17 protein-coding genes and 1 tRNA gene are annotated in these 21,271 nt (G+C 64.4%); 4 read left to right on the forward strand and 14 right to left on the reverse strand.

What is annotated here, in order from left to right; genetic code table 11:
• Positions 1-11: 11 nt before the first annotated feature.
• The 3 genes from ACVWZM_RS00525 to ACVWZM_RS00535 all read right to left on the reverse strand — a co-directional run bounded on the left by ACVWZM_RS00525 (position 12) and on the right by ACVWZM_RS00535 (position 3,667).
• Positions 12-2,579, reverse strand: a complete 2,568-nt coding sequence (locus ACVWZM_RS00525) for a TonB-dependent receptor (protein ID WP_229189754.1) — start codon at positions 2,577-2,579, stop codon at positions 12-14.
• Between the two features lie 259 nt (positions 2,580-2,838).
• Positions 2,839-3,078 carry a hypothetical protein gene (locus ACVWZM_RS00530; protein WP_028344615.1) on the reverse strand — a complete coding sequence of 80 codons (240 nt, stop codon included), beginning with the start codon at positions 3,076-3,078 and terminating at the stop codon, positions 2,839-2,841.
• A gap of 127 nt (positions 3,079-3,205) precedes the next feature.
• Entirely contained in the window at positions 3,206-3,667 is a 462-nt protein-coding gene (locus tag ACVWZM_RS00535) for a MarR family winged helix-turn-helix transcriptional regulator (protein WP_016841339.1), read from the reverse strand.
• Positions 3,668-3,849: 182 nt separating this feature from the next.
• Here ACVWZM_RS00535 and ACVWZM_RS00540 point away from each other — a divergent pair, with 182 nt between their 5' ends.
• From ACVWZM_RS00540 to ACVWZM_RS00550, 3 genes are all read left to right on the forward strand, one after another.
• A complete protein-coding gene (locus ACVWZM_RS00540) occupies positions 3,850-5,019 on the forward strand; it encodes an efflux RND transporter periplasmic adaptor subunit (RefSeq protein WP_456851436.1) in 1,170 nt (389 codons plus the stop codon).
• Complete coding sequence (locus tag ACVWZM_RS00545; protein ID WP_456851438.1) at positions 5,016-8,168, forward strand: efflux RND transporter permease subunit; 3,153 nt, start codon at positions 5,016-5,018, stop codon at positions 8,166-8,168. Before ACVWZM_RS00540 ends, ACVWZM_RS00545 begins: the two co-directional genes overlap by 4 nt.
• 104 nt (positions 8,169-8,272) lie before the next feature.
• Positions 8,273-8,779, forward strand: a complete 507-nt coding sequence (locus ACVWZM_RS00550; RefSeq protein ID WP_225160697.1) for an invasion associated locus B family protein — start codon at positions 8,273-8,275, stop codon at positions 8,777-8,779.
• Between the two features lie 10 nt (positions 8,780-8,789).
• Here the strand turns inward: ACVWZM_RS00550 and ACVWZM_RS00555 are convergent, their stop codons facing one another.
• From ACVWZM_RS00555 to ACVWZM_RS00570, 4 genes are all read right to left on the reverse strand, one after another.
• Positions 8,790-9,197, reverse strand: coding sequence for a GNAT family N-acetyltransferase (locus ACVWZM_RS00555; RefSeq protein ID WP_253587135.1), 408 nt, complete (start codon positions 9,195-9,197; stop codon positions 8,790-8,792).
• Between the two features lie 175 nt (positions 9,198-9,372).
• Positions 9,373-9,446: transfer RNA gene (locus tag ACVWZM_RS00560), tRNA-Gln, on the reverse strand.
• A 218-nt stretch (positions 9,447-9,664) separates the two neighbouring features.
• The gene (locus ACVWZM_RS00565) at positions 9,665-9,868 is read right to left on the reverse strand and encodes a hypothetical protein (protein ID WP_253587136.1); all 204 of its coding nucleotides are present in this window, start codon (positions 9,866-9,868) and stop codon (positions 9,665-9,667) included.
• Between the two features lie 210 nt (positions 9,869-10,078).
• The gene (locus tag ACVWZM_RS00570; RefSeq protein ID WP_456851440.1) at positions 10,079-12,559 is read right to left on the reverse strand and encodes a penicillin-binding protein 1A; all 2,481 of its coding nucleotides are present in this window, start codon (positions 12,557-12,559) and stop codon (positions 10,079-10,081) included.
• Positions 12,560-13,023: 464 nt separating this feature from the next.
• Between ACVWZM_RS00570 and ACVWZM_RS00575 the strand changes: the two genes are divergently transcribed.
• Positions 13,024-13,452: a hypothetical protein gene (locus tag ACVWZM_RS00575; protein WP_456851442.1), complete on the forward strand. Its 429-nt coding sequence runs from the start codon at positions 13,024-13,026 to the stop codon at positions 13,450-13,452.
• A 118-nt stretch (positions 13,453-13,570) separates the two neighbouring features.
• On the opposite strand, the gene ggt is transcribed toward ACVWZM_RS00575, so the two are convergent.
• The 7 genes from ggt to ACVWZM_RS00610 all read right to left on the reverse strand — a co-directional run bounded on the left by ggt (position 13,571) and on the right by ACVWZM_RS00610 (position 21,098).
• On the reverse strand, positions 13,571-15,307 hold the full coding sequence (ggt, locus tag ACVWZM_RS00580; RefSeq protein ID WP_456851444.1) for a gamma-glutamyltransferase: 1,737 nt from the start codon (positions 15,305-15,307) through the stop codon (positions 13,571-13,573).
• An 84-nt stretch (positions 15,308-15,391) separates the two neighbouring features.
• Entirely contained in the window at positions 15,392-16,891 is a 1,500-nt protein-coding gene (locus ACVWZM_RS00585) for an amino acid permease (protein WP_456856584.1), read from the reverse strand.
• A gap of 146 nt (positions 16,892-17,037) precedes the next feature.
• Positions 17,038-17,346 (reverse strand): BA14K family protein, encoded by a 309-nt coding sequence (locus ACVWZM_RS00590; protein ID WP_063607138.1) that lies wholly within the window; start codon positions 17,344-17,346, stop codon positions 17,038-17,040.
• 136 nt (positions 17,347-17,482) lie between these two features.
• Positions 17,483-17,980: a c-type cytochrome gene (locus tag ACVWZM_RS00595; RefSeq protein ID WP_057020025.1), complete on the reverse strand. Its 498-nt coding sequence runs from the start codon at positions 17,978-17,980 to the stop codon at positions 17,483-17,485.
• Between the two features lie 34 nt (positions 17,981-18,014).
• On the reverse strand, positions 18,015-19,292 hold the full coding sequence (gene soxC, locus ACVWZM_RS00600) for a sulfite dehydrogenase (protein ID WP_168855715.1): 1,278 nt from the start codon (positions 19,290-19,292) through the stop codon (positions 18,015-18,017).
• Positions 19,293-19,513: 221 nt separating this feature from the next.
• Positions 19,514-19,984, reverse strand: coding sequence for a DUF1801 domain-containing protein (locus tag ACVWZM_RS00605; RefSeq protein WP_076826501.1), 471 nt, complete (start codon positions 19,982-19,984; stop codon positions 19,514-19,516).
• Between the two features lie 157 nt (positions 19,985-20,141).
• Positions 20,142-21,098 (reverse strand): catechol 2,3-dioxygenase, encoded by a 957-nt coding sequence (locus ACVWZM_RS00610; RefSeq protein ID WP_253587141.1) that lies wholly within the window; start codon positions 21,096-21,098, stop codon positions 20,142-20,144.
• Positions 21,099-21,271: the final 173 nt, after the last annotated feature.

Genomic DNA, 21,271 nt, shown 5'->3' on the forward strand with positions numbered 1-21,271 from the left:
CGAAGCCTCCGTCAGTAACGCGCAGAAACAACCAGATACGCGGCGCGTCCCGGCGCTTCGAGCACGAACGGCGCCGCGCTCTGGTACAGCGCGTCGTAGTAGCGCTTGTCGAAGATGTTGTTGACGAACAGCTTCATGGTCCAGTGCTTGTCGATCTTAGCTTCGGCAAAGGCGTCGAAGCGCCAATAGCTCGGGATCGAGGTGCCCTGGTTGGCCGCGAGCAGCGTGCCGCCGTAGACCTTCGAGCGATACACCGCCTGCCCGCCAAGCTCCCACATGTCGGTGAGCTGGTACTTGGTCAGCATGCTGAACGACTGATGCGCGACGTTGGCGAGCGGCAGTCCGACATTGCTGGAATACAGGATGGTGTTGGCCGGCGGCGCCAGCGACCTCGTCACTGCCGACTGCATCAGCACGAGACCGCCGAACACGCTCCATTTGTCGGTGATCTTGCCGCCGACGCCGAGATCGATGCCGCGGATGCGGTAGGCTGCGCCCGCGGTGATGCAGGAGATATTGCCGGTCGTCCCGGTCGGATAGGAGCAGCCAAGCGCCGCGGCCGCGGTTGGGTTGTTCACGTTCTGCGATTCGCGCGCATTTTCCTTCTCGGTCTGGAACAGCGCCGCCGTCACCAGCAGATGACGATCGAACAATTCCCACTTGGTGCCGACTTCGATCGCCTTGTTCTTTTCCGGCCCGAAGATCTGGGTATTGCCGCCGTTCAGGACGGGAGACAAGCCGCCATACGCCGTGCTGGTGCCGTCGAATTCGGCGCCGACTGGGTTGGATGAGGTCGCATAGGCCGCATAGACGCTGCCGTTCGGCAACGGCTTCAAGGTGAGGCCGAGGTTGAAGTTCGGCATCCCGAAGTCGGCCGACTGACTGCCGAATGTGGTCCTGCCGCCCGAAGTCAGATAGCCTGACGTGTTGATCTTGTAGTCGTCGTAGCGGATGCCGCCATTGAGGATCACGAAGTCATTGTAGTTCGCGGTATCCATGATGTAGCCGCTGGTGGTGTCGATCCCGATCTTGGTCGGCAGCCCGGACAGCCCCGACGGAATCGGGAACGGAATGTTGGTGTATTGCGGATTGAACACGCTGACGCCGGAGAGCGATCCGCTTCCCGTGAATGCCGATGTGCCGGTCGTTATTTCCGAGCTCAGGCCGAGATATCTGTCGATCGACGACCGCTCGTTGTCGTATTCGACGCCGGCCGTCGTCGTGTGCTTGAAGCCGAGCCCGTCGACCGACTTGTACGTCGCCTCGGTCTGGTTGGCGAACACGTCGGTGACCTGGTAGCGGCTTTGCGGATTGGCGCTCAGCGTATACGCCGTGAACGGAGCGCCGGCGGCCAGCGTCGGCGCTTCCGGCAGCGTGCCGATGTAGTTCTGGGTCGAACGCGATTCCCGGATCTTGTTGCTGACCACGAGGTCCGGCGTGATCTGCACCTCGGCGTTGATGGTGCCGATGTCCTGCCCGGTCCTGAAGAAGTCGCGGTTGACGAAACCGTACCAATTGTTGCGGTTGACGCCGAAATCCGGGAACGGGCCGCCGGCCGTGCTCGCGGTGCTCGGCCGATAGTACGGCACGCCGAAATCCGGGAGTCCGGTCAGTTCGGTGTGGATGTAGTTGCCGGTGATCTTCACCGCATCGACCGGCTTCCATGTTCCGGCGACGAACGCGCCGTTGCGGTCGTCGGTGACATAGCTGCGGCCGGCGACGCCGGCATCCTGGAACAGGCCGCCGGCGCGGATCGCCAGCGTCGGGCTGATCACCTGGTTGACGTCGAGCGTCACGCGCTTGGTGCGATCGGTGCCGAACGTGGTGTCCATGTTGTAGAAGCTGTTCTGCGTCGTCGCCTGCTTGGTGACGATGTTGATCGCGCCGCCGGTGGTGCCGCGGCCGGCAAAGGACGAGCCCGGGCCGCGCAGGATCTCGACCTGCTCGGTGAAGAAGTTCTCGCGGACGCTGACGCCGGAGTCGCGCACGCCGTCGATGAAGATGTCGTTGCGCGCATCGAAACCGCGGATGAAGAAGCGGTCGCCGAAGGCATTGCCGCCCTCGCCCGTGCCGAGCGTGACGCCGGCCGTCGACAGGATCGCCGACTTCAGCGATGTGGCGTTCTTGTCTTCGAGCACGTCCTTGGTCAGCACCGTGACCGATTTCGGCGTGTTCAGGATCGGCTCGGGATATTTCCCGGACGACTGCAAACGGTCGCCCTTGTACGGCGCGGCCGGATCCGCATAGGGATCGCGGTCGGCGGGAAGACCGCCGGCGTTGGGAAACGGCACCGGCGCTTGCTGTGCCTGCTGGTTGTTACGGCGCGCGGCGCGGCGCAGCGCGTTGCGGGCGCGGACCTGGTCCGCAGTGGGCCTTGACGTCACGGGCCGCGGGCGAGCGACCGGCGCATCGACATTCACCGGCGGCAGGTTGGATTGCTGCGCTTCAGCCCCCGAAAACGACGCCACCGCGATCAGGCTCGCGACTGCGGAGACCTTCGTGGCGGAATAACCGGTGTCATCAGCCGAACCGATCGCTGCATCAAAGCGCAGCGATCTCGGCGCCTTCACATTGCTCATGTCTTGCTCGCCCCAGAAAAATCAGCTCGTTCGCGAAATGAAGCTGCGACGAACTGTCTCCATCGGTTATCGAGCGTGACCTTTTTTATCAATGCGACGAGCGCAACAGTCGGCTTGAATCGCCCCAATTCAAAGCGATTCTAATCTACGGTTTGAAATCGTTCTAAACTGTAGTTTTTAAGTGTTCTAATAATCGTTCTAAATCGATGCCGCCCGTCATTGGCTGCCGCGTGCGGGCGCTGTCCATGCGACCACGCGATTACTCGGCGCTTGGCGGCTTCATCAGCGAAAACAGCTCGTCGATCGTCCGCTGCGCGACCTGCCGCACGCGGTCGCTGTTCTCAAGGCCGGCGATGTTGACGCCGTTGACGACCGCTTTGATCTCGTCGCGGAAGTCGGTGAGAAAGCGCAGCGGGTCGCGCTGCTCGTTGGCGACGCGCGCGATCAATCCTGTAACCAGGATCTGGCATGCCATCATGCGCCCGTTCAACTCATCCATCGCAGCCCTCGTCCTCTCGCATCGTCGCTGCGCGATATGGACGACATCCCGCGACGATTCAACCGGCTCGCGCACGCTGCAACGGGTGAATGGATGGAGCGAAGGAATCTGCGCACGATGAGATGCGCTATTTCGCGGCGATGCGCTCCGCCTCCTCGCCGAGCGCCTTGATGCGATCCTTGACCTCGCGCAGCGTGGCGAGGCCGCTTTCGACATGCTTGTCCGAGACGTCGCGCAGCACATCGCCGGCGATCGCGTCGCGCAAACTGTCGAGATCGTCGACGAGACGGCGCCCGCTCCGGGTCAGGAACAGGCGATTGGCACGGCGATCCCTGGGATCGGGACGCCGTTCGAGCAGGCCATGCTCGACAAGGCGGTCGAGCAGCCGCACCAGCGAGATCGGCTGCAATTCGAGGACGTCGGCGAGATCGACCTGGGACAGTCCCTCCTGCTCGCGCAGGCGGAACAGCACGATCCATTGCGCACGCGTGGTGCCTCGCGCCTTGGCGCGATGATCGATATAATTGCGCAGCAGCCGGGAACTCTCGACGAGCTGCGCGATAAACTGGCGTTTGAGATCGAGCGACATAGGGGTCCTCGGTGCGTTTCCCAGGCGAATTGTTTCTGCTCGTTTCTGACCTAAACCTTTCCAAATGTTTAGGATTCTCAAGCCTTGGTGTGTTTACACATTAAGTGCACGCATATTATATCCGCAAGCTCTGTGAACCGTTTCGATCAGCCTTTATTGTTACGTCGAACCCAAGAGTCCGCATGTCAAAGTCACGCACCATCGGTTGGGTTTTAGTGATCGCTGCGGTCGGCGCCGCCGGTTATTTCGGCTGGCAGAAACACACGAGCAACCAGCAGGCGATCGAAGCCGCGCAGAAGCGATCCGCCCAACGCCCGGCCGTTCTGGTCAAGATCTCGCCGGTCGAGAAAGCCGACTTCCCGGTCTATCTCACCGGCCTCGGCACCGTGCAGGCGTTCAACACGGTCCAGGTCCGCACCCGGGTCGACGGTCAGATCACCAGGATCGCTTTCAAGGAAGGCCAGTTCGTCAAGGCCGGTGACACGCTGGTCGAGATCGATCCGCGGCCCTATCAGGCGACGCTCGACCAGGCCAAGGCCAAGAAGGCCCAGGACGAAGCCAATCTCGCCAACGCCAATCTCGACCTGCAGCGCACCACCAGGCTCGGCGAGTTCGCGACACGCCAGCAGCTCGACACCCAGCGCTCCACGGTGGCCCAGCTGACCGCCCAGATCTCGGCTGACGAGGCCGCCATCTTCAACGCCCAGACCCAGGTGGACTACACGACCGTCAAATCCCCGATCGACGGGATTGTCGGCCTGCGACTGGTCGATATCGGCAACATCGTCAATGCCTCGGCCCAGACCGGCATTGTCACGATCACCCAGATCGAGCCGATCACGGTGATCTTCACCGCGCCGGAAGACCAGCTGCCGGATATCAAGGCGGCGCTGGCCGTGGCGCCGCCCAAGACCATTGCCCTGACCACCGACGGCAAGCGGGTGCTATCCACGGGAACCCTGGCGCTGATCAACAATCAGGTCGACACGTCAAGCGGGACTGTCCGGCTGAAGGCGGTGTTTGATAACAAGGACCACGCGCTGTGGCCGGGCCAGTCGGTCTCGACCCGCCTTCTGGTCAGGACCTTGAAGGATGCCACCGTCGTCCCGGATGACGCGGTGCAGCATGGCACCGATGGCCTCTACGCGTATTCAGTCAATCAGGAGAACAAGGCCGAGCTTCGCAAGATCAAGGTCAGCCAGTCGATCGACGGCAAGTCGGTGATCGACGAGGGCCTGTCGCCCGGACAGCAGGTGATCACCGCGGGGCAGTACAAGGTCTCGCCGGGAACCCCGGTGACAACGGCAGTGGCGAGCTCGGATCCGTCCCAGTCGAAGGTTGCGCAGGAATGAGCGTCGGCGCCGGAATTTCCGCACCATTCATTCGTTTCCCCATCGGCACCTCGCTGCTGATGGCGGGCATCCTGTTCGTCGGTCTCGTCGCCTATCCCCTGCTGCCGGTCGCGCCGCTGCCGCAGGTCGACTTCCCCACCATCCAGATCACTGCGACCCTGCCCGGCGCCAGCCCGGAAACGATGGCGACATCGGTCGCCCAGCCGCTGGAACGCCAGTTCGCGCAGATCCCCGGCATCGCGCAGATGACCTCGACCAGCTATCTCGGCACGGCGGCGGTCACCATCCAGTTCGACCTCAACCGCAGCATCGACGGCGCCGCCAACGACGTGCAGGCCGCCATCAACGCGGCCAGCGGCCAGTTGCCGAAAACCCTTCCCTCGCCGCCGACCTACCGCAAGGTCAACCCGGCGGACTCGCCGATCATGCTGCTGTCGGCGACATCGGACACGCTGCCGCTGACGACGGTCAGCGATGCCGTCGACGCCCAGCTGGCGCAGCAGATCAGCCAGATCTCGGGCGTTGCGCAGGTCATCATCGGCGGCCAGCAGAAGCCGTCGGTTCGCGTCCAGATCGACCCCGCCAAGCTCGTCGCCAAGGGCCTGTCGCTGGAGGACGTCCGCGCCGCGATCAACATCGCCACCGTCGACAGTCCGAAGGGCAACATCGACGGCGCCACCCGCGCCTATACCATCTACGCCAACGACCAGCTGCTCACGGCGAGCCCGTGGAACGACGTCATCATCGCCTACCGCAACGGCGGGCCGCTGCGGATCCGTGACATCGGCCAGGCCGTCACCGGGCCCGAGGACGCCAAGCAGGCCGCCTGGGCCAACGGCAAGCGCGGCGTATTCCTGGTCATCTTCAAGCAGCCCGGCGCCAACGTCATCGACACCGTCGACAAGATCAAGGCGGCGCTGCCCCGACTGGTCGCCGCGATCCCGCCGGCGATCAAGATCGACGTGATCAGCGACCGCACCACCACGATCCGCGCGGCGGTCGAGGACGTCCAGTTCACCCTGCTGCTGACCATCTTCCTGGTCGTGATGGTGATCTTCGTCTTCCTGCGCAGTTTCTGGGCGACCGTGATCCCGACGGTCACGGTGCCATTGGCGCTGCTCGGCGCCTGCGCGCTGATGTGGGTGTTCGGCTACACGCTCGACAATCTGTCGCTGATGGCGCTGACGATCGCGGTCGGCTTCGTGGTCGACGACGCCATCGTGATGCTGGAGAACATCAGCCGCTACATCGAAGAGGGCGAGAAGCCGATGGCTGCCGCCTTCAAGGGCTCGCAGGAAATCGGCTTCACCATCGTTTCGATCAGCATCTCGCTGGTCGCGGTGCTGATCCCGCTGCTCCTGATGGGCGGCATTATCGGCCGCCTGTTCCGCGAATTCGCGGTCGTGCTGGCGATGACCATCTTCGTCTCGATGTTCGTGTCGCTGACGCTGACCCCGATGATGGCCTCGCGCTTCCTGCGCGCCCACAATGACGAGAAGCACGGTCGGTTCTACCAGCTCAGCGAGCGCGGCTTCGACGCCATGCTGCGCGGCTATCAGAGCGTGCTCGACCTCGCGTTGCGCTGGAAGTTCACGACGCTGATGATCTTCTTCGGGACGCTGGCGCTGTCAGTCTACCTGTTCGTCGTCATCCCGAAGGGCTTCTTCCCGCAGCAGGACGTCGGCCTGATCACCGCGACCTCGGAAGCCAACCAGGACATCTCCTTCGCCGACATGAAGCGGAAGCAGGAGGAACTCGGCAAGATCGTGCAGCAGGATCCCGCGGTGGCGACGGTGGCGATGGCGATCGGCGGCAGCGGCCGCGCCGGCAACAACGGCGCGATGTACATCACGCTGAAGCCGCTGAAGGATCGCGACGCCAACGCGCAGCAGGTCATCGCCCGGCTGCGGCCGAAGCTGGAGAAGGTCGAGGGTGCCCGGCTGTTCATGCAGGCGGCGCAGGACGTCCGCCTCGGCGGCCGCCCGACCCGCACCCAGTTCGAATTCACGCTGCAGGATGCCAACCTCGCCGAATTGAACGAATGGGCGCCGAAGATTCTCGGCAAGATGCAAACGCTGCCGCAGCTGCGCGACGTCGCCACCGACCAGCAGACCAACGGCACCACGCTCGAATTGAAGATCAACCGCGACACCGCCTCGCGCTATGGCATCCAGCCGCAGCTGATCGACGACACGCTCTATGACGCGTTCGGCCAGCGCCAGGTGACGCAATATTTCACCCAGCTCAACAGCTACCACGTCATCCTCGAGGTGTTGCCTGAGCTGCAGGGCGCGATCGACACGCTGAACAAGATCTACATCAAGTCGCCGCTGACCGGCGAACAGGTGCCGATCTCGACCTTCGCGACCTGGACCAGCGTGCCGGTACGGCCGCTCTCGATCAGCCATCAGGGCCAGTTCCCGGCGATCACCATCTCGTTCAACCTGGCGCAGGGTGTTGCGCTCGGCCAGGCGACGGAAGCGGTGCAGAAGGCGATGGTCGACCTCGGCGCGCCGCCGACACTGAGCTCGAGCTTCCAGGGTACCGCGCAGGCGTTCCAGCAATCGCTGTCGACCGTCCCGCTGTTGATCCTCGCGGCGCTCGTGGTCGTCTACCTGATCCTCGGCATTCTCTACGAGAGCTACATCCACCCGATCACGATTCTGTCGACGCTGCCGTCGGCCGGCGTCGGCGCGCTCGCGATCCTGATGGCGGCCGGCTTCGACTTCTCGCTGATCGCGCTGATCGGCATCATCCTTTTGATCGGCATCGTGAAGAAGAACGGCATCATGATGGTCGACTTCGCGATCGCGGCCGAGCGCGACCAGCACATGGAGCCTGTGGCGGCGATCCGCCAGGCCGCCCTGCTCCGCTTCCGCCCGATCATGATGACGACGATGGCCGCCTTGCTCGGCGGCGTGCCGCTGATGTTAGGGACCGGCACCGGTTCGGAAATCCGCCAGCCGCTCGGCTACGCCATGGTCGGCGGCCTGATCGTCAGCCAGGCGCTGACGCTGTTCACGACGCCGGTCGTCTACCTCTATCTCGACAGGCTCTCGAATGCGTTTGCGAACTGGGGCCGCTCGGTGCGCACCGACCACGATGCTGACGACGACGAGCATGGATCGGTCAAGGAGGCCGCCGAGTGACTTGACTTTGCTGGCATCCCGGCACATCCGAAAGATGTCCATTCGGAGCCGGTACCGTGAAGATTGTCGCCAAGTCGCTCTTCGTCCTGCTGACCGCGTTCGGCATGGCCCACTCTGGCCACGCCCAGACGGCCAAGAGCAAGAACGCGCCCGCTCCGGCAGCTGCGCCCGCGGCTCCTCAGGGTGATACAGCAGCCCCCAACAATTCCGGCTGGATTGCGCGCTGCACCAGTGCGAGCCGCGACGCTCCGCTCGAATGCGCGATGGAACAGACCGCGGTGCTCACCAAGACCGGCCAGCTCATCGTGCTGGTCAATATCCGCGTTCCCGGCGACACCCGCACGCCGGTGGCGCTGATCCAGCTTCCACTCGGATTGAACCTGCCTGTCGGCGCCAAGCTGCAGGTCGACGACGGCAAGGCCGTCGACGTGCCGATCCAGACTTGCGAGGCGCGCGGCTGCTACATCAATACGCCGATCGCCGCCGATGTCCTGACCCAGCTGAAATCGGGCAAGCAGCTCAAGGTGTCGTTCCAGAATCTCGGCAAGGAAACCATCTCCATCCCGATGCCGCTCGCCGACTTCGCGACGGTCTACGACAAGATCAAGTAACGCCGCGCAGTTATCGCTCCCGCTTGTAGAGGAACGCGTTGTCCGGCTGCGGCATGCCGATGGTCTTGTAGAACCCGATCGAGTCCGGCGCCGACAACAGCAGGCACATCGATTCAGGTCCGGCGAGGCGCCGCGTTTCCGCGATCAGACGCTTGCCGATGCCATGTCCCTGGTACCCGCGATCGACCGCAAGGTCCGACAAATAGCAGCAATAGGCGAAATCGGTCAGCGCGCGCGACACGCCGACCAGCTTGCCCGCCTTCCGCGCCGTCACTATCAGATTCGCATTGGCGATCATGCGCTCCATCCGGTCGGTATCCGCCAGCGGTCGCCGCTCGCCGAGGCCGGACTGCCGCAGCACCTCGACGAACTCATCGACGCCGATCGACGCCTCGCGGGCATAGAGAATTTCGTCCATCAGCCTAAACCTCTGTTGCAACGAGCCGGACCACACGCGCGAGACCATGGTGGATTACGCCGGACCAATCCACCCTCATGCCGTGATGGCACACATACGACTGGACCTCCGTCGGCAGCTGCAGCCGGCAATCTCGTCGGGATTTGAGAGGCTGATTCACGCCACCGAGGCGGATTGGCTGGGGAACCTGGATTCGAACCAAGACAAACAGAGTCAGAGTCTGTTGTGCTACCGTTACACCATTCCCCAAGAATAGTCCGTGGTATCAACAGCTTAGCTGGATGACTGGACATCTCGGTGCAGCGGGTTCGCCTGCCAAACTAGCGCCCGCGCGAGAGCGACCTTCTACCCGCTTCATCCCAGCCTTGGCAAGCATAGTTGGCGGGGAATGGGCGTGAAAATCGCGGACGGACCGCGGAGCCGGATGCGACCATCGACAGGCGGCAGCTTCCCCTTCGGTCGCGGTGTCAAACGCCCCCGTGAAGGAATTCAAGAACAATGAGCGGATCGATGGCAAGGAATGCCCCGACGCTGAACCCAACAATGCCGAGCGCGATCGCGCCGATCCAGCCGTGATGCGCCCACCCATAGCTCGCGCCGATCAGCGTCCCGAGCCCGATCATGGAAACCGCCCACACGATGTGGGCGACGACCTTGAGCACCTTGATCATTCGCGATCCACCGTCGGGACACACCGCCCACGCGGAAGCCGTTGCTCAATCTCCGGCAATTCTGCCGACCTCTCCGATAGGTCGATCCCGCAAGCCGCGCGTTCAACCGCTGCGCCCCGCACGTCCCCTGACAAAGCGCCGCACCGTCGCGTTGCCGCGGCGGTGCACGAGCTGCAGGGCTTCAGTCGGCGGATGCCCCGCCGGCGGGCGTCAGTACAGCCCGCCCGTCCCTGACCGCATCACGGCCCGATCGGCGTCCGGAGAAATGCCCTGCTGGGTTCCGTCGATCACGTCGGTGCCGGCGACCATCCCGGGATCATTGAACGGCGGCGCCTGGCCCGGCTTGAAGGCTTCGAGCACCACGCCCTTGTTCTGACCGGGCGCGGCGCGCTGGCCGGTCTTGGCATCGACCAGGACCAGCCGGATGCCGACCGGCTGCTTGAACGGGGTGGCGGGCTTGTCGGCCAGAGCGAGCTTCAGGAAGTCGCGCGCGATCGGCGCCGCGGTATGGCCGGCCTGCGCGTTGCGGCCGAGCGAGCGCGGCTTGTCGTAGCCGACATAGAGACCGACCACGAGGTCCGGCGAGAAGCCGACAAACCAGAGATCCTTGGCCTCGTTCGAGGTGCCGGTCTTGCCGGCGAGCGGCTTGCCGACATCCTTCAGCGCGGTGCCGGTACCGGCCTGAATCACGCCCTCCATCAGCGAGGTGATCTGGTAGGCGGACATCGCGTCGAGCACCCGCTCGCGGCGGTCGACGAGCTGCGGCTCCGGCTGGTTCTTCCAGCCCTCCGGCGCGTCGCAGCCGCGACATTCGCGCTGATCGTGCTTGAAGATGGTGTGGCCGTAGCGGTCCTGGATGCGATCGATCAGGGTCGGCTTCACGCGGACGCCGCCATTGGCGATCATCGAATAGGCCGTGGCCATCCGCATCACCGTGGTTTCGCCGGCGCCGAGCGCGTAGGCGAGATAGTTCGGCAACTCGTCATAGACGCCGAAGCGCTTTGCATATTCGCCGATCAGCGGCATGCCGATTTCCTGCGCCAGCCGCACGGTCACCGTGTTGAGCGACAGCCGCAGCGCGTTGCGCAGCGTCACCTGGCCCTGATACTTGCCGGTGGAGAAGTTTTCGGGCCGCCAGATGTTGCCCTGCCCCTGGTCGATCTCGATCGGGGCGTCGATCATCATGGTCGATCCGGTGTAGCCGTTGTCGAGCGCCGACGAATAGACGATCGGCTTGAAGGTCGAGCCGGGCTGCCGATAGGCCTGCGTCGCGCGGTTGAACTGGCTCTGGTCGAACGAGAAGCCGCCGACCATCGCCAGCACGCGGCCGGTGTGCGGATCCATCGCCACCATCGCACCCGACAGCTCAGGGATCTGTCGCAGCCGGTACTGGCCTTCGACGCGCTGGCCGTCCTTGCTGAAGAGCGGGTCGGCGTAGATCACGTCGCCTGGCTGCAGCACCTGCGCCACCGATGTCGGCGTCTTGCCCTTGCTCTTGGCCCAGCGCGCGCCGTCCATCGTGATGATGCCGGTCTCGCGCTGCTTGCTGATGGCGCCGCCGAGCTCGCGGCCCGGCTGGAAGCCGATCCGTGCCGACTGGTCGTTGCTCTCCAGCACCACCGCCATTCGCCACGGCGAGATGTCGGACAGCGATTTGATCTCGGCGAGCGGCACGCCCCAGTCACTGGTCAGGTCGAGCTTTTGGATCGCACCGCGATAGCCCTGCTGCTCGTCATAGTTCACGAGCCCAGCCACCATGGCCTTGCGCGCCATCACCTGGACCTTGGGGTCGAGCGTGGTGCGCACCGACAGGCCGCCCTCATAGAGCTTCTTCTCGCCATAGCGCTCGAAGATGTCGCGGCGGACTTCTTCCGAGAAATATTCGCCGGCGAAGGTGTGCGCGCCATTGCTGCGGTTGGTGACGGTCAGCGGCTCCTTGCGCGCCTTGTCGGCGTCGGCCGCGGTGATCCAGCCGTTCTCCTGCAGGCGGTCGATCACGTAGTTGCGGCGCTCGACGGCGCGCGCGCGGTTGCGCACCGGATGCAGGCTGGCCGGCATTTTCGGCAGCGCCGCCAGATAGGCCGCTTCCGCGACCGTCAGCTCATTGACGGACTTGTCGAAATACACCAGCGAGGCCGCCGCGATGCCGTAGGCGCCAAGGCCGAGATAGATTTCGTTGAGATAGAGCTCGAGGATCTTGTCCTTGGAGTAAGCCCGCTCGATTCGCATCGCCAGCAAGGCTTCCTTGATCTTGCGGGTGAACGACACCTCGTTGGTCAAAAGGAAGTTCTTGGCGACCTGCTGGGTGATCGTCGAGGCGCCCTGCGGCCGCCGGTTGGAACCGAAGTTCTGGATGTAGGCGACACCGGCGCGCGCCATGCCGGTGTAGTCGACGCCGCCATGCTCGTAGAAATTCTTGTCCTCGGCGGCGAGGAACGCGTTGATCACGAGCTTCGGCACCGCCTGGATCGGCAGATAGAGCCTGCGCTCCTTGGCGTATTCGCCGAGCAGCGAGCCGTCGGCCGCGTGCACGCGGGTCATCACCGGCGGCTCGTAGTTCTGGAGCTGCGAATACTCGGGCAGGTCCTTGGAGAAATGCCAGAACAGCCCTGCGACCGCGGCCAGACCAGCCAGGAACAGGATGGTGCCTGCGGTGAACAGGAACCCGAAGAACCGCAACAGAAATTTCATCGACCAGATTTCCGTGGCGAATACGTCGCTCGTTCTGAGCGCGCTGCGTGCCACTTAGGCCGCCCGGTATATCGGTCGCTCCATGGACCTGCAATTCAACACCGGAGAATTAAAGCAAGCCAGGCGTCAAACTTATGCCATAGAGCCCGGCTCGCGCCCGCAGCCAAATCGGCAGACCTCGCCGACTGGCGGTGCCCGCGGGGCTGCATCGATCTCCGCTGCAGCGCTGCGCGGTTCGCGCGCCGCGCCTGATAGCGCTGCGGTCCCGATACGCTTGCGCGGAGAGCACGTTCCGAAAGAAAAGCGCGGGCCGGACGGATCGATTCCCCGATCTGGCCGACGATTTGGGTGCTGCGACATCAGAAACCGGTGGACAGCGCCGGCGCGCCAATCACATTAAGGATTTGTTAACTATAACTACCGCAAGTTGTTGGCATACACCGACTCGCGACGGGCTGATTTGGATGGCACTGCGCGGATTTAAACGGCCATTTACGGCCGACCCTAACGTTCTTGGATTTCCAAGACCACCCGCATCGGCCATGGGCACAGAAGCCTTGGACCTCGTCTACCAGGCGGCGGATTTGTTCCGCAGCATCGAGGACAGGGCTCGCGCCGGCGAAGCGCGCGCCGAGGCCGCCGAACAGGCGCAGCTCGAAATCATTGCCGCCACCGAGCGCAAATTGAGGGATGCGTCGCGGGCGCTTGAGGAAGCCCGACGGCGCATCGAGTCCCAACAGGAGCAACTCGATGCGGTCGAATTCCGCGCCCAGGCCGCCGAAGCCGAGGCGCGCGAAGCCAAGCAATCCCTGGCTCTGATCGAAGACGCGATCCGCCAGCGCTTGCTGCTGACCAGCGGGCAAAAGGACGGCAGGTCGACTGCCGTCGCCTGACCGCAGCGCGGATCAATTGGAGCGGCAGCCCGCACGAGCGGAGCGACATGCGGGAGCTCAACAAGACCCGGATATCGCTTCGCTCATCCGGGCTACGGATTGTCGCTAGCCGTCACGATCAATAGCCCGCGGCGAGCCCCGAATTGCGCCGCGGGTCGTTCGCGCCATAGAAGCGGTTGTTGCCGACCGGCTTGCCGCCCAGCGACGGCGCGCCGATGATGATCACCGCGAGGTGGTTGGCCGGATGCGGCGGGCCGAATTTGTGGCCCATGCCCTCCAGGATCTTCCGCGTATCCGGCGACAGCGTGTAGTCCTCGAGGTTGGTCACCTCGGGAAGCCACTGCTGGTGGAAGCGCGGCATGTCCACGGCCTCCTGCGCGTTCATGCCATAGTCGATCGCGTTGATCATCGTCAGCAGCACGGCGGTGATGATGCGGCTGCCGCCCGGGGTGCCCATCACGATGACCGGCTTGCCGTCCCTGGAGACGATGGTCGGACTCATTGAGGACAGCGGACGCTTGCCGGGGACGATCGCGTTGGCCTCCCCCTGCACCAGCCCATACAGGTTCGGCACGCCGACCTTGGCGGTGAAGTCGTCCATCTCGTCGTTGAGCAGCACGCCGGTCTTGGCCGCCGTCACCTTGGCGCCGAACCAGTCGTTCAGCGTGTAGGTGACCGACACCGCGTTGCCGTCCTTGTCGGCAATCGAATAGTGCGTGGTGTTGCTGCCCTCATGCAGCGGAACGCCGGGCTTGATGTCGCTCGACACACCGGCCTTGGCCGGGTCGATCGCGGCACGGATCTTCGCGGCGTAGGTCTTGTCGAGCAGGCGCTCGAGTGGATTTTTCACGAAGTCCGGATCGCCGAGATAGCTGTTGCGATCGACGTAAGCGTGGCGCATCGCCTCGATCTGGTAGTGCACCGCTTGCGCCGAGTGGTAGCCGAGCTCCTTCAGCGGATAGCCCTCGAGGATGTTGAGCATCTCGCAGATCACCACACCGCCCGAACTGGGCGGCGGCGCCGAGACCACGTGGTAACCGCGATAGTCACATTCGACCGGCGCCAGCTCGCGAACCCTGTAGTTGTCCAGATCCTCCTGCGTCAGCAGTCCCTTGCCGGCCTGGCTCGCGGCGACGATCGCAGCACCAACCCAGCCCTTGTAGAAGCCATCACTGCCGCGCTTGCTGATCTCGCGCAGCGTCTCGGCGAGCTCATGCTGCGTCAGCCGTTCGCCGACCTGGAACGGCTTGCCGTTGTTGAGGAAGATCGCGGCCGAGGCCGGATCGTCCTGAAAGTCCTTGGTCGAGGTCTGCAGCATGCTGACGTCGCCCTGGTCGAGCACAAAACCATCCTCCGCCAGTTGCAGCGCCGGCGCGATGACGTCAGCGCGCTTCATTGTGCCGTATTTCTCGCGCGCATACTCCATCCCGGCCACCGAGCCCGGTACGCCGACAGCGAGATGCCCCTTGGTCGAAAGGCCGGGGATAACGTTGCCGTCCTTGTCGAGATACATGTCGGCTGTGGCGCCTTTCGGCGCGGTCTCGCGGAAATCCAGGAAGGTCTTGCGGCCGTCGGCGAACTGGATGGTCATGAACCCGCCGCCACCGAGATTGCCGGCGGCGGGATAGGCCACCGCAAGCGCGTAACCAACGGCGACCGCCGCATCGACCGCATTGCCGCCCCGCTTCAACACCTCGACGCCGACCTGGGTCGCGAGATGCTGCGCGGAGACCACCATGCCGTTCTCGGCAGCGGCCGGCGCAACCGAGGCTGCGCGACCGGGCGCAGCCGACGCGATGCTGATCGAGACGAGCGCGGCGACCATCCATCGCGCGCCTGCCGTTGGATTTTGCATGGAAGTCTCCCCGGGGAATGCCGGCCTGTCGCGGCTTGCGGTGCTATCTCAACGCGTACATCTAGCAGGCCGCACGCGCGCGCACTATAGGCCCGCGCGGTCCCCGCCGCCTGCCAGCAGCCGGCTGTGCCGTCTGCCATAGGCCGCATAGATCACAAGCCCGATCACGAGCCACACTGCGAGCCTGATCCAGGTGTCGAGCGGCAGGCCGAACATCAGGAACAGCGAGGTTGCAGCGGCGGCGGGGGCCACCAGCCAGATCGCCGGCGCCTTGAACGGACGCGGCAATTCCGGATCGCGCACGCGCAGCACCAGCGTGCCGATCGAGACCACCGTGAACGCGAACAGCGTGCCGATCGAGACCAGTTCGCCGACCAGCCCGATCGGCAACAGCCCACCGAGAAGAGCGGCCACGGTGCCGGCGAAGATGGTCGAGACATAGGGGGTCTGGAAGCGCGGATGGATTTTGGCGGCAAAGCCCGGCAGCAATCCGTCATACGCCATGGCGCGAAAGATCCGCGGTTGCGCCAGCAGCATGATGAGGATCACCGATGTCAATCCGAACAGGATGCCGAGCTTGATGAACGGACCGAGCCAGCCGATACCGATCGCATCGATGCCGACCGCGATCGGATCGGGCACGCTGAGCCGGTCATAGGGCACGATGCCGGTCAGCACGAATCCGACGGCGACATAGAGCGCGGCGCAGATCACGAGCGAGCCGAGAATGCCGATCGGCATGTCGCGCTCCGGCGTCTTCGCTTCCTGCGCCGCGGTGGAGATCGCGTCGAAGCCGATATAGGCGAAGAACACCACTGCCGCGCCGCGGACCACGCCGGACCAGCCGAACACGCCAGGACCGGCATTCGGCGGGATCAGCGCGCCCTCCGGGTTGCTCGCCGTTACCCAGTTCGCCAGGGTCACCGAGGAAGCCGCGGTAGCGAGGAACAGCGCGATCACAACGAGCTTGACCACGACGACGAAGCTGGTGAAGCGCGCGGACTCGCGAATGCCGACCACCAGCAGCGTGGTCACGAAGGCGATGATCGCCATCGCCGGGATGTTGATGACCGCACCGGTCGATGACCACGCGCCGGTGTTGACGTCGTAAGCGAGCGGCGCCGAGGTGAATTGCTGCGGCAGGTTGATGCCGAAATCGCGCATCAGACTGACGAAATAGCCGGACCACCCGACCGAGACCGCGATCGCGCCGACCGCGTATTCGAGGATCAGGTCCCAGCCGATGATCCAGGCGATCAGCTCGCCGAGCGTGGCGTAGGCATAGGTGTAGGCGCTGCCGCAGATCGGCACCGTCGACGACATCTCGGCGTAGCACAGGCCGGCGAAGGCGCAGGCCACCGCACCAAGCATGAAGGAGAGCGTGACCGCGGGACCGGCATTGGCGGCGGCCGCGTGGCCCGTCAGCACGAAGATGCCGGCGCCGATGATGCCGCCGATGCCGAGCGTGACCAGTTGCAACGCCGACAGCGAGCGCCTGAAGATCGGCGTCTCCGCGTCGCCATCGGCCCGCGCCGCCTCCCGCAATAGGTCCGAGGTCGACTTTCGGTCCCAGAAACCGGCCAGAGCGTCTGTCACGCCGGGTGTCCTCCGCTGCTCGGGTCCGGCGGGACCCGACACGATCGGCGGACTATAACGCGCCTAACGTCCAGTCGTTCGCACGCCGGGCGAATGCCGGCGCCCTTATCCACCGCCAAGCGCGGTGCAGGGCCTTATCGGCAGGGATGGCGGCGGCCGTCGCGGCCAAGGAAGGTGCCGGACGCCGGATCGAATGAACGGTAACGCGCGCAGGCGGAAGATGGCTCCGCCGCAGGCATGGCACCGTAGGCGTTCGCCGGATTGCGCCCGCGCTGCGCGGCCTCCTGCGCCTCACCCCATGGCGTCAACGCGCCGCCGTTGATCGCGCTGCGTCCTGGATTTTGCGCGTCGAAATATGCCGGCTCCGACATCTGGGCCGCGACCGGCGTGAACGTCATTCCCACGAGCAGCATGGCGGCTGCGACTGCCCATGACCTGGTCATGCGGCCTCTCCTATCGATCATAAACGTGTGCCGGATGACGGCCGAGCCGCCCCCAAACGGACATAGGGACGGCAATCCTCCGGGCACAGGGGCCACGACGTCACGATGCTGCGAGCCACCCGGCCGTGCCTGCCGCTCAGTGGTTGTGCACGTCGGGCCGCGGGTCGGAGACGAAGCCGTCGCGGTTCGGCATCTTGATGGCGGCCAGCGACTTGGCGTCGAGCACCGCATTGGCCGGCACGATGCCGTTCAGACTGAGGATGTAGGCGGACACCGCGTAGACGTCCTCATTGCTCAGCGATTGTGGCGCGTTCTGCGGCATCGCGCGGCGGATGTAGTCGAACAGCGTCGGGGCATAGGGCCAATAGCTGCCGACGGTGCGGATCGGTTTTGGGCTCGCCAGCGTGCCCTGTCCGCCGACCAGGCGATCGCCGATGCCGCCCTGCCCGCTGTCGCCATGGCACGCAGCGCATTGCTCGCTGAACACCGTGCGGCCGTGCTCGACACTGCCGCTGCCCGGCGGCAGGTTGGAGCCGTCACGGCCGATATCGATGTTCCAGCCGGCGATCTCGGCAGGCGTCGCCGCACGCCCGATGCCAAAGCGATCCTCGGCCTGCCCGGCAGTGGCGAGCATCGCGATCGCACTCACAACGAACGCCGTCTTGAGCTTACGCCTGGCCATTGCTCACCTCACCATTCGCATCGATGCGCCAGGGCCAGATCGCGTTGTTGTGGTAGAACGAGTTGAGACCGCGCACCTTGACCAATTCCGCCAGCGTCGGCTGCACGTATCCGGTCTCGTCGATGGCGCGGCTCTGGATCACGGCAGGTTTGCCGTCCCAATGCCAGGGCAAGCGAAAGCGCGTGAGCGCGCGCGTCAACACCGGCTCCTGCAATTCGGCCTGCTGCCAGCTTTTGCCCTCGTCGAGCGAGACCTCGACGCTCTTGATCTTGCCGTGACCGCTCCACGCGATGCCGGTAATCTCGTGAAAGCCCTGCGCGGTCAGCTTCTGCCCGCCGGACGGCCGTGTGATGATCGACTTGGCTTCCATGTAGAAGGTGAATTCGCGCGACGTGCCGTCAGGCATCGGGTCGGTGTATTTCGAGGTCTCCTCGCGCGAATAGGCCGGCTCGGCGACGACCTTGAGCCGGCGCAGCCACTTCACGTTCATGTTGCCCTCGAAGCCGGGCAGCAACAGGCGCAGCGGATAGCCCTGCTGCGGGCGCAGCCGCTCGCCATTCTGGCTGTAGACCAGCATGGCGTCGTCGAGGCATTTCTCGATCGGGATCGAGCGCGTCAACGCAGCGGCGTCGGCGCCTTCGGCCACGATCCATTTGGCGCCGGTCTGCAGGCCCGCTTCGTCCAACACCGTCTTGAGCGGCACGCCGGTCCATTCCGCACAGCTCAGCAGGCCGACGAGGTCGGAGGCCGTCTTGCCGTACGGCTTGGTGTAGACCGGATTGCCGGAGCACTCGAGGAAGTGGATGCGCGACTGCGACGGAAAGCGGCGGATGTCCTCCATCGTGAACACCAGCGGGCGATCGACCATGCCATGCAGCACCAGCCGGTGCTCGGCCGGGTCGATGGTCGGCACGCCGCCATGGTGGCGTTCGTAGAACAAACCGTTCGGCGTGATGATGCCGTCGAGCTCCTGCAGCGGCGTGCGGCCCGAAGCGGAGATGTATTGCGGCAGCGTCTTCGAGATGTTCTTGACGACAGCCTTCTCGTGAACCGACGGCGTGCCATAGGGCTGGCTTCCCATCGGGTCGCCGGGCGCTTTCATCCATTCCGGCACATTGGGCGGAAGATTATTCCCCTGTTCGGCAAGCGCGGTAGAACCGGCAACTCCCGATATGGCGGAGCCACCGGCCAGTGCTGCGCCGGCCTGAAGGAATCGCCTGCGAGACGCCTCTCGCACGCGCTTGTCCGTCGTGTGTTCGCTCATCGACGTTTTCCTCTGACGTTACCAGAGCATGATCCGGAAAAGTGCGAAGCGGTTTTCCGAAAAGATCATGCCAGGACAACAATCCAAAGCGCGATGGCGATTCATCGGGCTTTGGTGCAGCCTAACACCAAAGGGCTGAGGCGAGGCAATGCTCTATCGCGCAGAGCTGCATCGACAGCGCGTCGTGGCCGCTGCTTACCGGTCCTGACCTGCGTTGCCACTCACATCCGTTCGCCGGGCAATTGACTGGCTTGCTTCACCCACGCGGTGAACTGGGCTTCGTCGAGCTCGTCGTTCTCGTGAATGTCGAGATAGCGCGTGTGCTGCTGCTTGGACTCGCCCGGCGGCACCGGATGCAGCGACGCACCGCGAAAGAAAGCCACCTTGACGTAGCGCGTGAAGACATGGATGCCGAGGAACCAGCCGTCGCCTTCCATGCCGTAGAGCGGCGAGTTCCACTTCACCGCCTTGTGCACGCCGGGGACGGCACGCACGATGAGCGCGTCAAGCTTGCGCCCGACCTCGCGCTTCCACCCGGGCATCGCGGCGATATAGGCTTGCACCGGAGCATCGCCATAGCCTTTTGCGATCTGCGGATTGCCGCCCGCGAGCAGGCGCGGCTTTGCAGAGACACGCTTCGCGGCGCTCTTTTTCGCCCCCTTCGCCGACGTCTTTCGCGTCTTGCCAGCCATTGTGCCCGCTCTCACCGGTTCAAATTTCGCGCGGCGCAGAGTCCGCCGCCGCGAACCGGATCATATCGGTTGCGCGTCGGCGCTGTCGTCAGCGACCGCGGGTGTTCGCGGCGGCGTATCGACGCGCTCGGGCGGCCTTCGTGCGGCGGTCTCGCATCTAGTCGATCACGGGCGGGGTGCCGTGGGTGTGAAACGACTCGATCGTCTTCAACCCCCACGCCTGTCCCTTCCTGCGCTCTTCCTCGGTCCACACGATCGGCTTCCAGTCCGGCGCAAGGATCAGGCGTGCGCCGGCGTTGGCGACCTCGACGCGGTTGCCGCCGGGTTCATAGACATAGAGGAAGAAGGTCTGCTGGATCGCGTGCTTGTGCGGCCCGGTCTCGATATGCACCCCGTGCTCGAGAAAAATATCCGCAGCACGCAGGATCTCCTCGCGGCTGTCGAGCGCGTAGGTAACATGGTGAAACCGGCCGCGCTTGCCGTAATGGTCGCGCGCATAGGCGAAGTCGTAGCTCTTGTTCGACATCGTCATCCACATCGCGGCTTCCGTGCCGTCGTTGAGTACGATCTGCTCGGTGGTGCGGCAGCCGAGGTAGTCTTCGAAGAACAGACGGTTGGCCTTGATGTCGACCGCGAGGCAATTGAGATGGTCGAGCCGGCGGACATTGACGCCGCGCGCCGGAAAGCGCTGCGCCTGGTTTTTCAGCGCGGGCTTCAGCTCGGCCGGCGCCTCGTACCACTCGGTCTCGTAATAGAGCTCGATGACATGGCCGTCGGGATCGCGGCAGCGGAATGCCGGCCCCTGCCCCATGTCACCGTCGATCCAGCCGATATCGAAGCCCGAGCCCTTCAGCGCGGCAACGCGGCGTTCGAGCGCCTGCGGGCTGCGCGCCCGCAGCGCCATGTGCTCCATCCCCGAAGTCTTCGACGCCGTCAGCTTCAGCGAATAGCGCTCGTAATCGTCCCAGCCGCGCAGATAGACCGACTTGCCCTTGCGGCCGCTGACGGTCATGCCCATGACGTCGACAAAGAATTTCAGGCTCTCGTCCGGCTTCGGCGTCAAAAGCTCCATGTGCCCGAGATGCGCGAGATCGAAGATCGGTTCCGGCTGCATGGACGGTCTCCCTCCGCGACGACGCCGGATCGACGACTTGCGGTTGGACAGGTGAGCGGCGCGCCGATTTGTACTAGTGTACAAATGATTAGGTCCCGTCAACAAATTACTGGCGACGGCAATTGCGCTCGCAGGGCATTCCATGGCCGGAATCACCTCGTGAAAGCGGTCAA

Source organism: Bradyrhizobium sp. USDA 4501 (genome assembly GCF_054062115.1).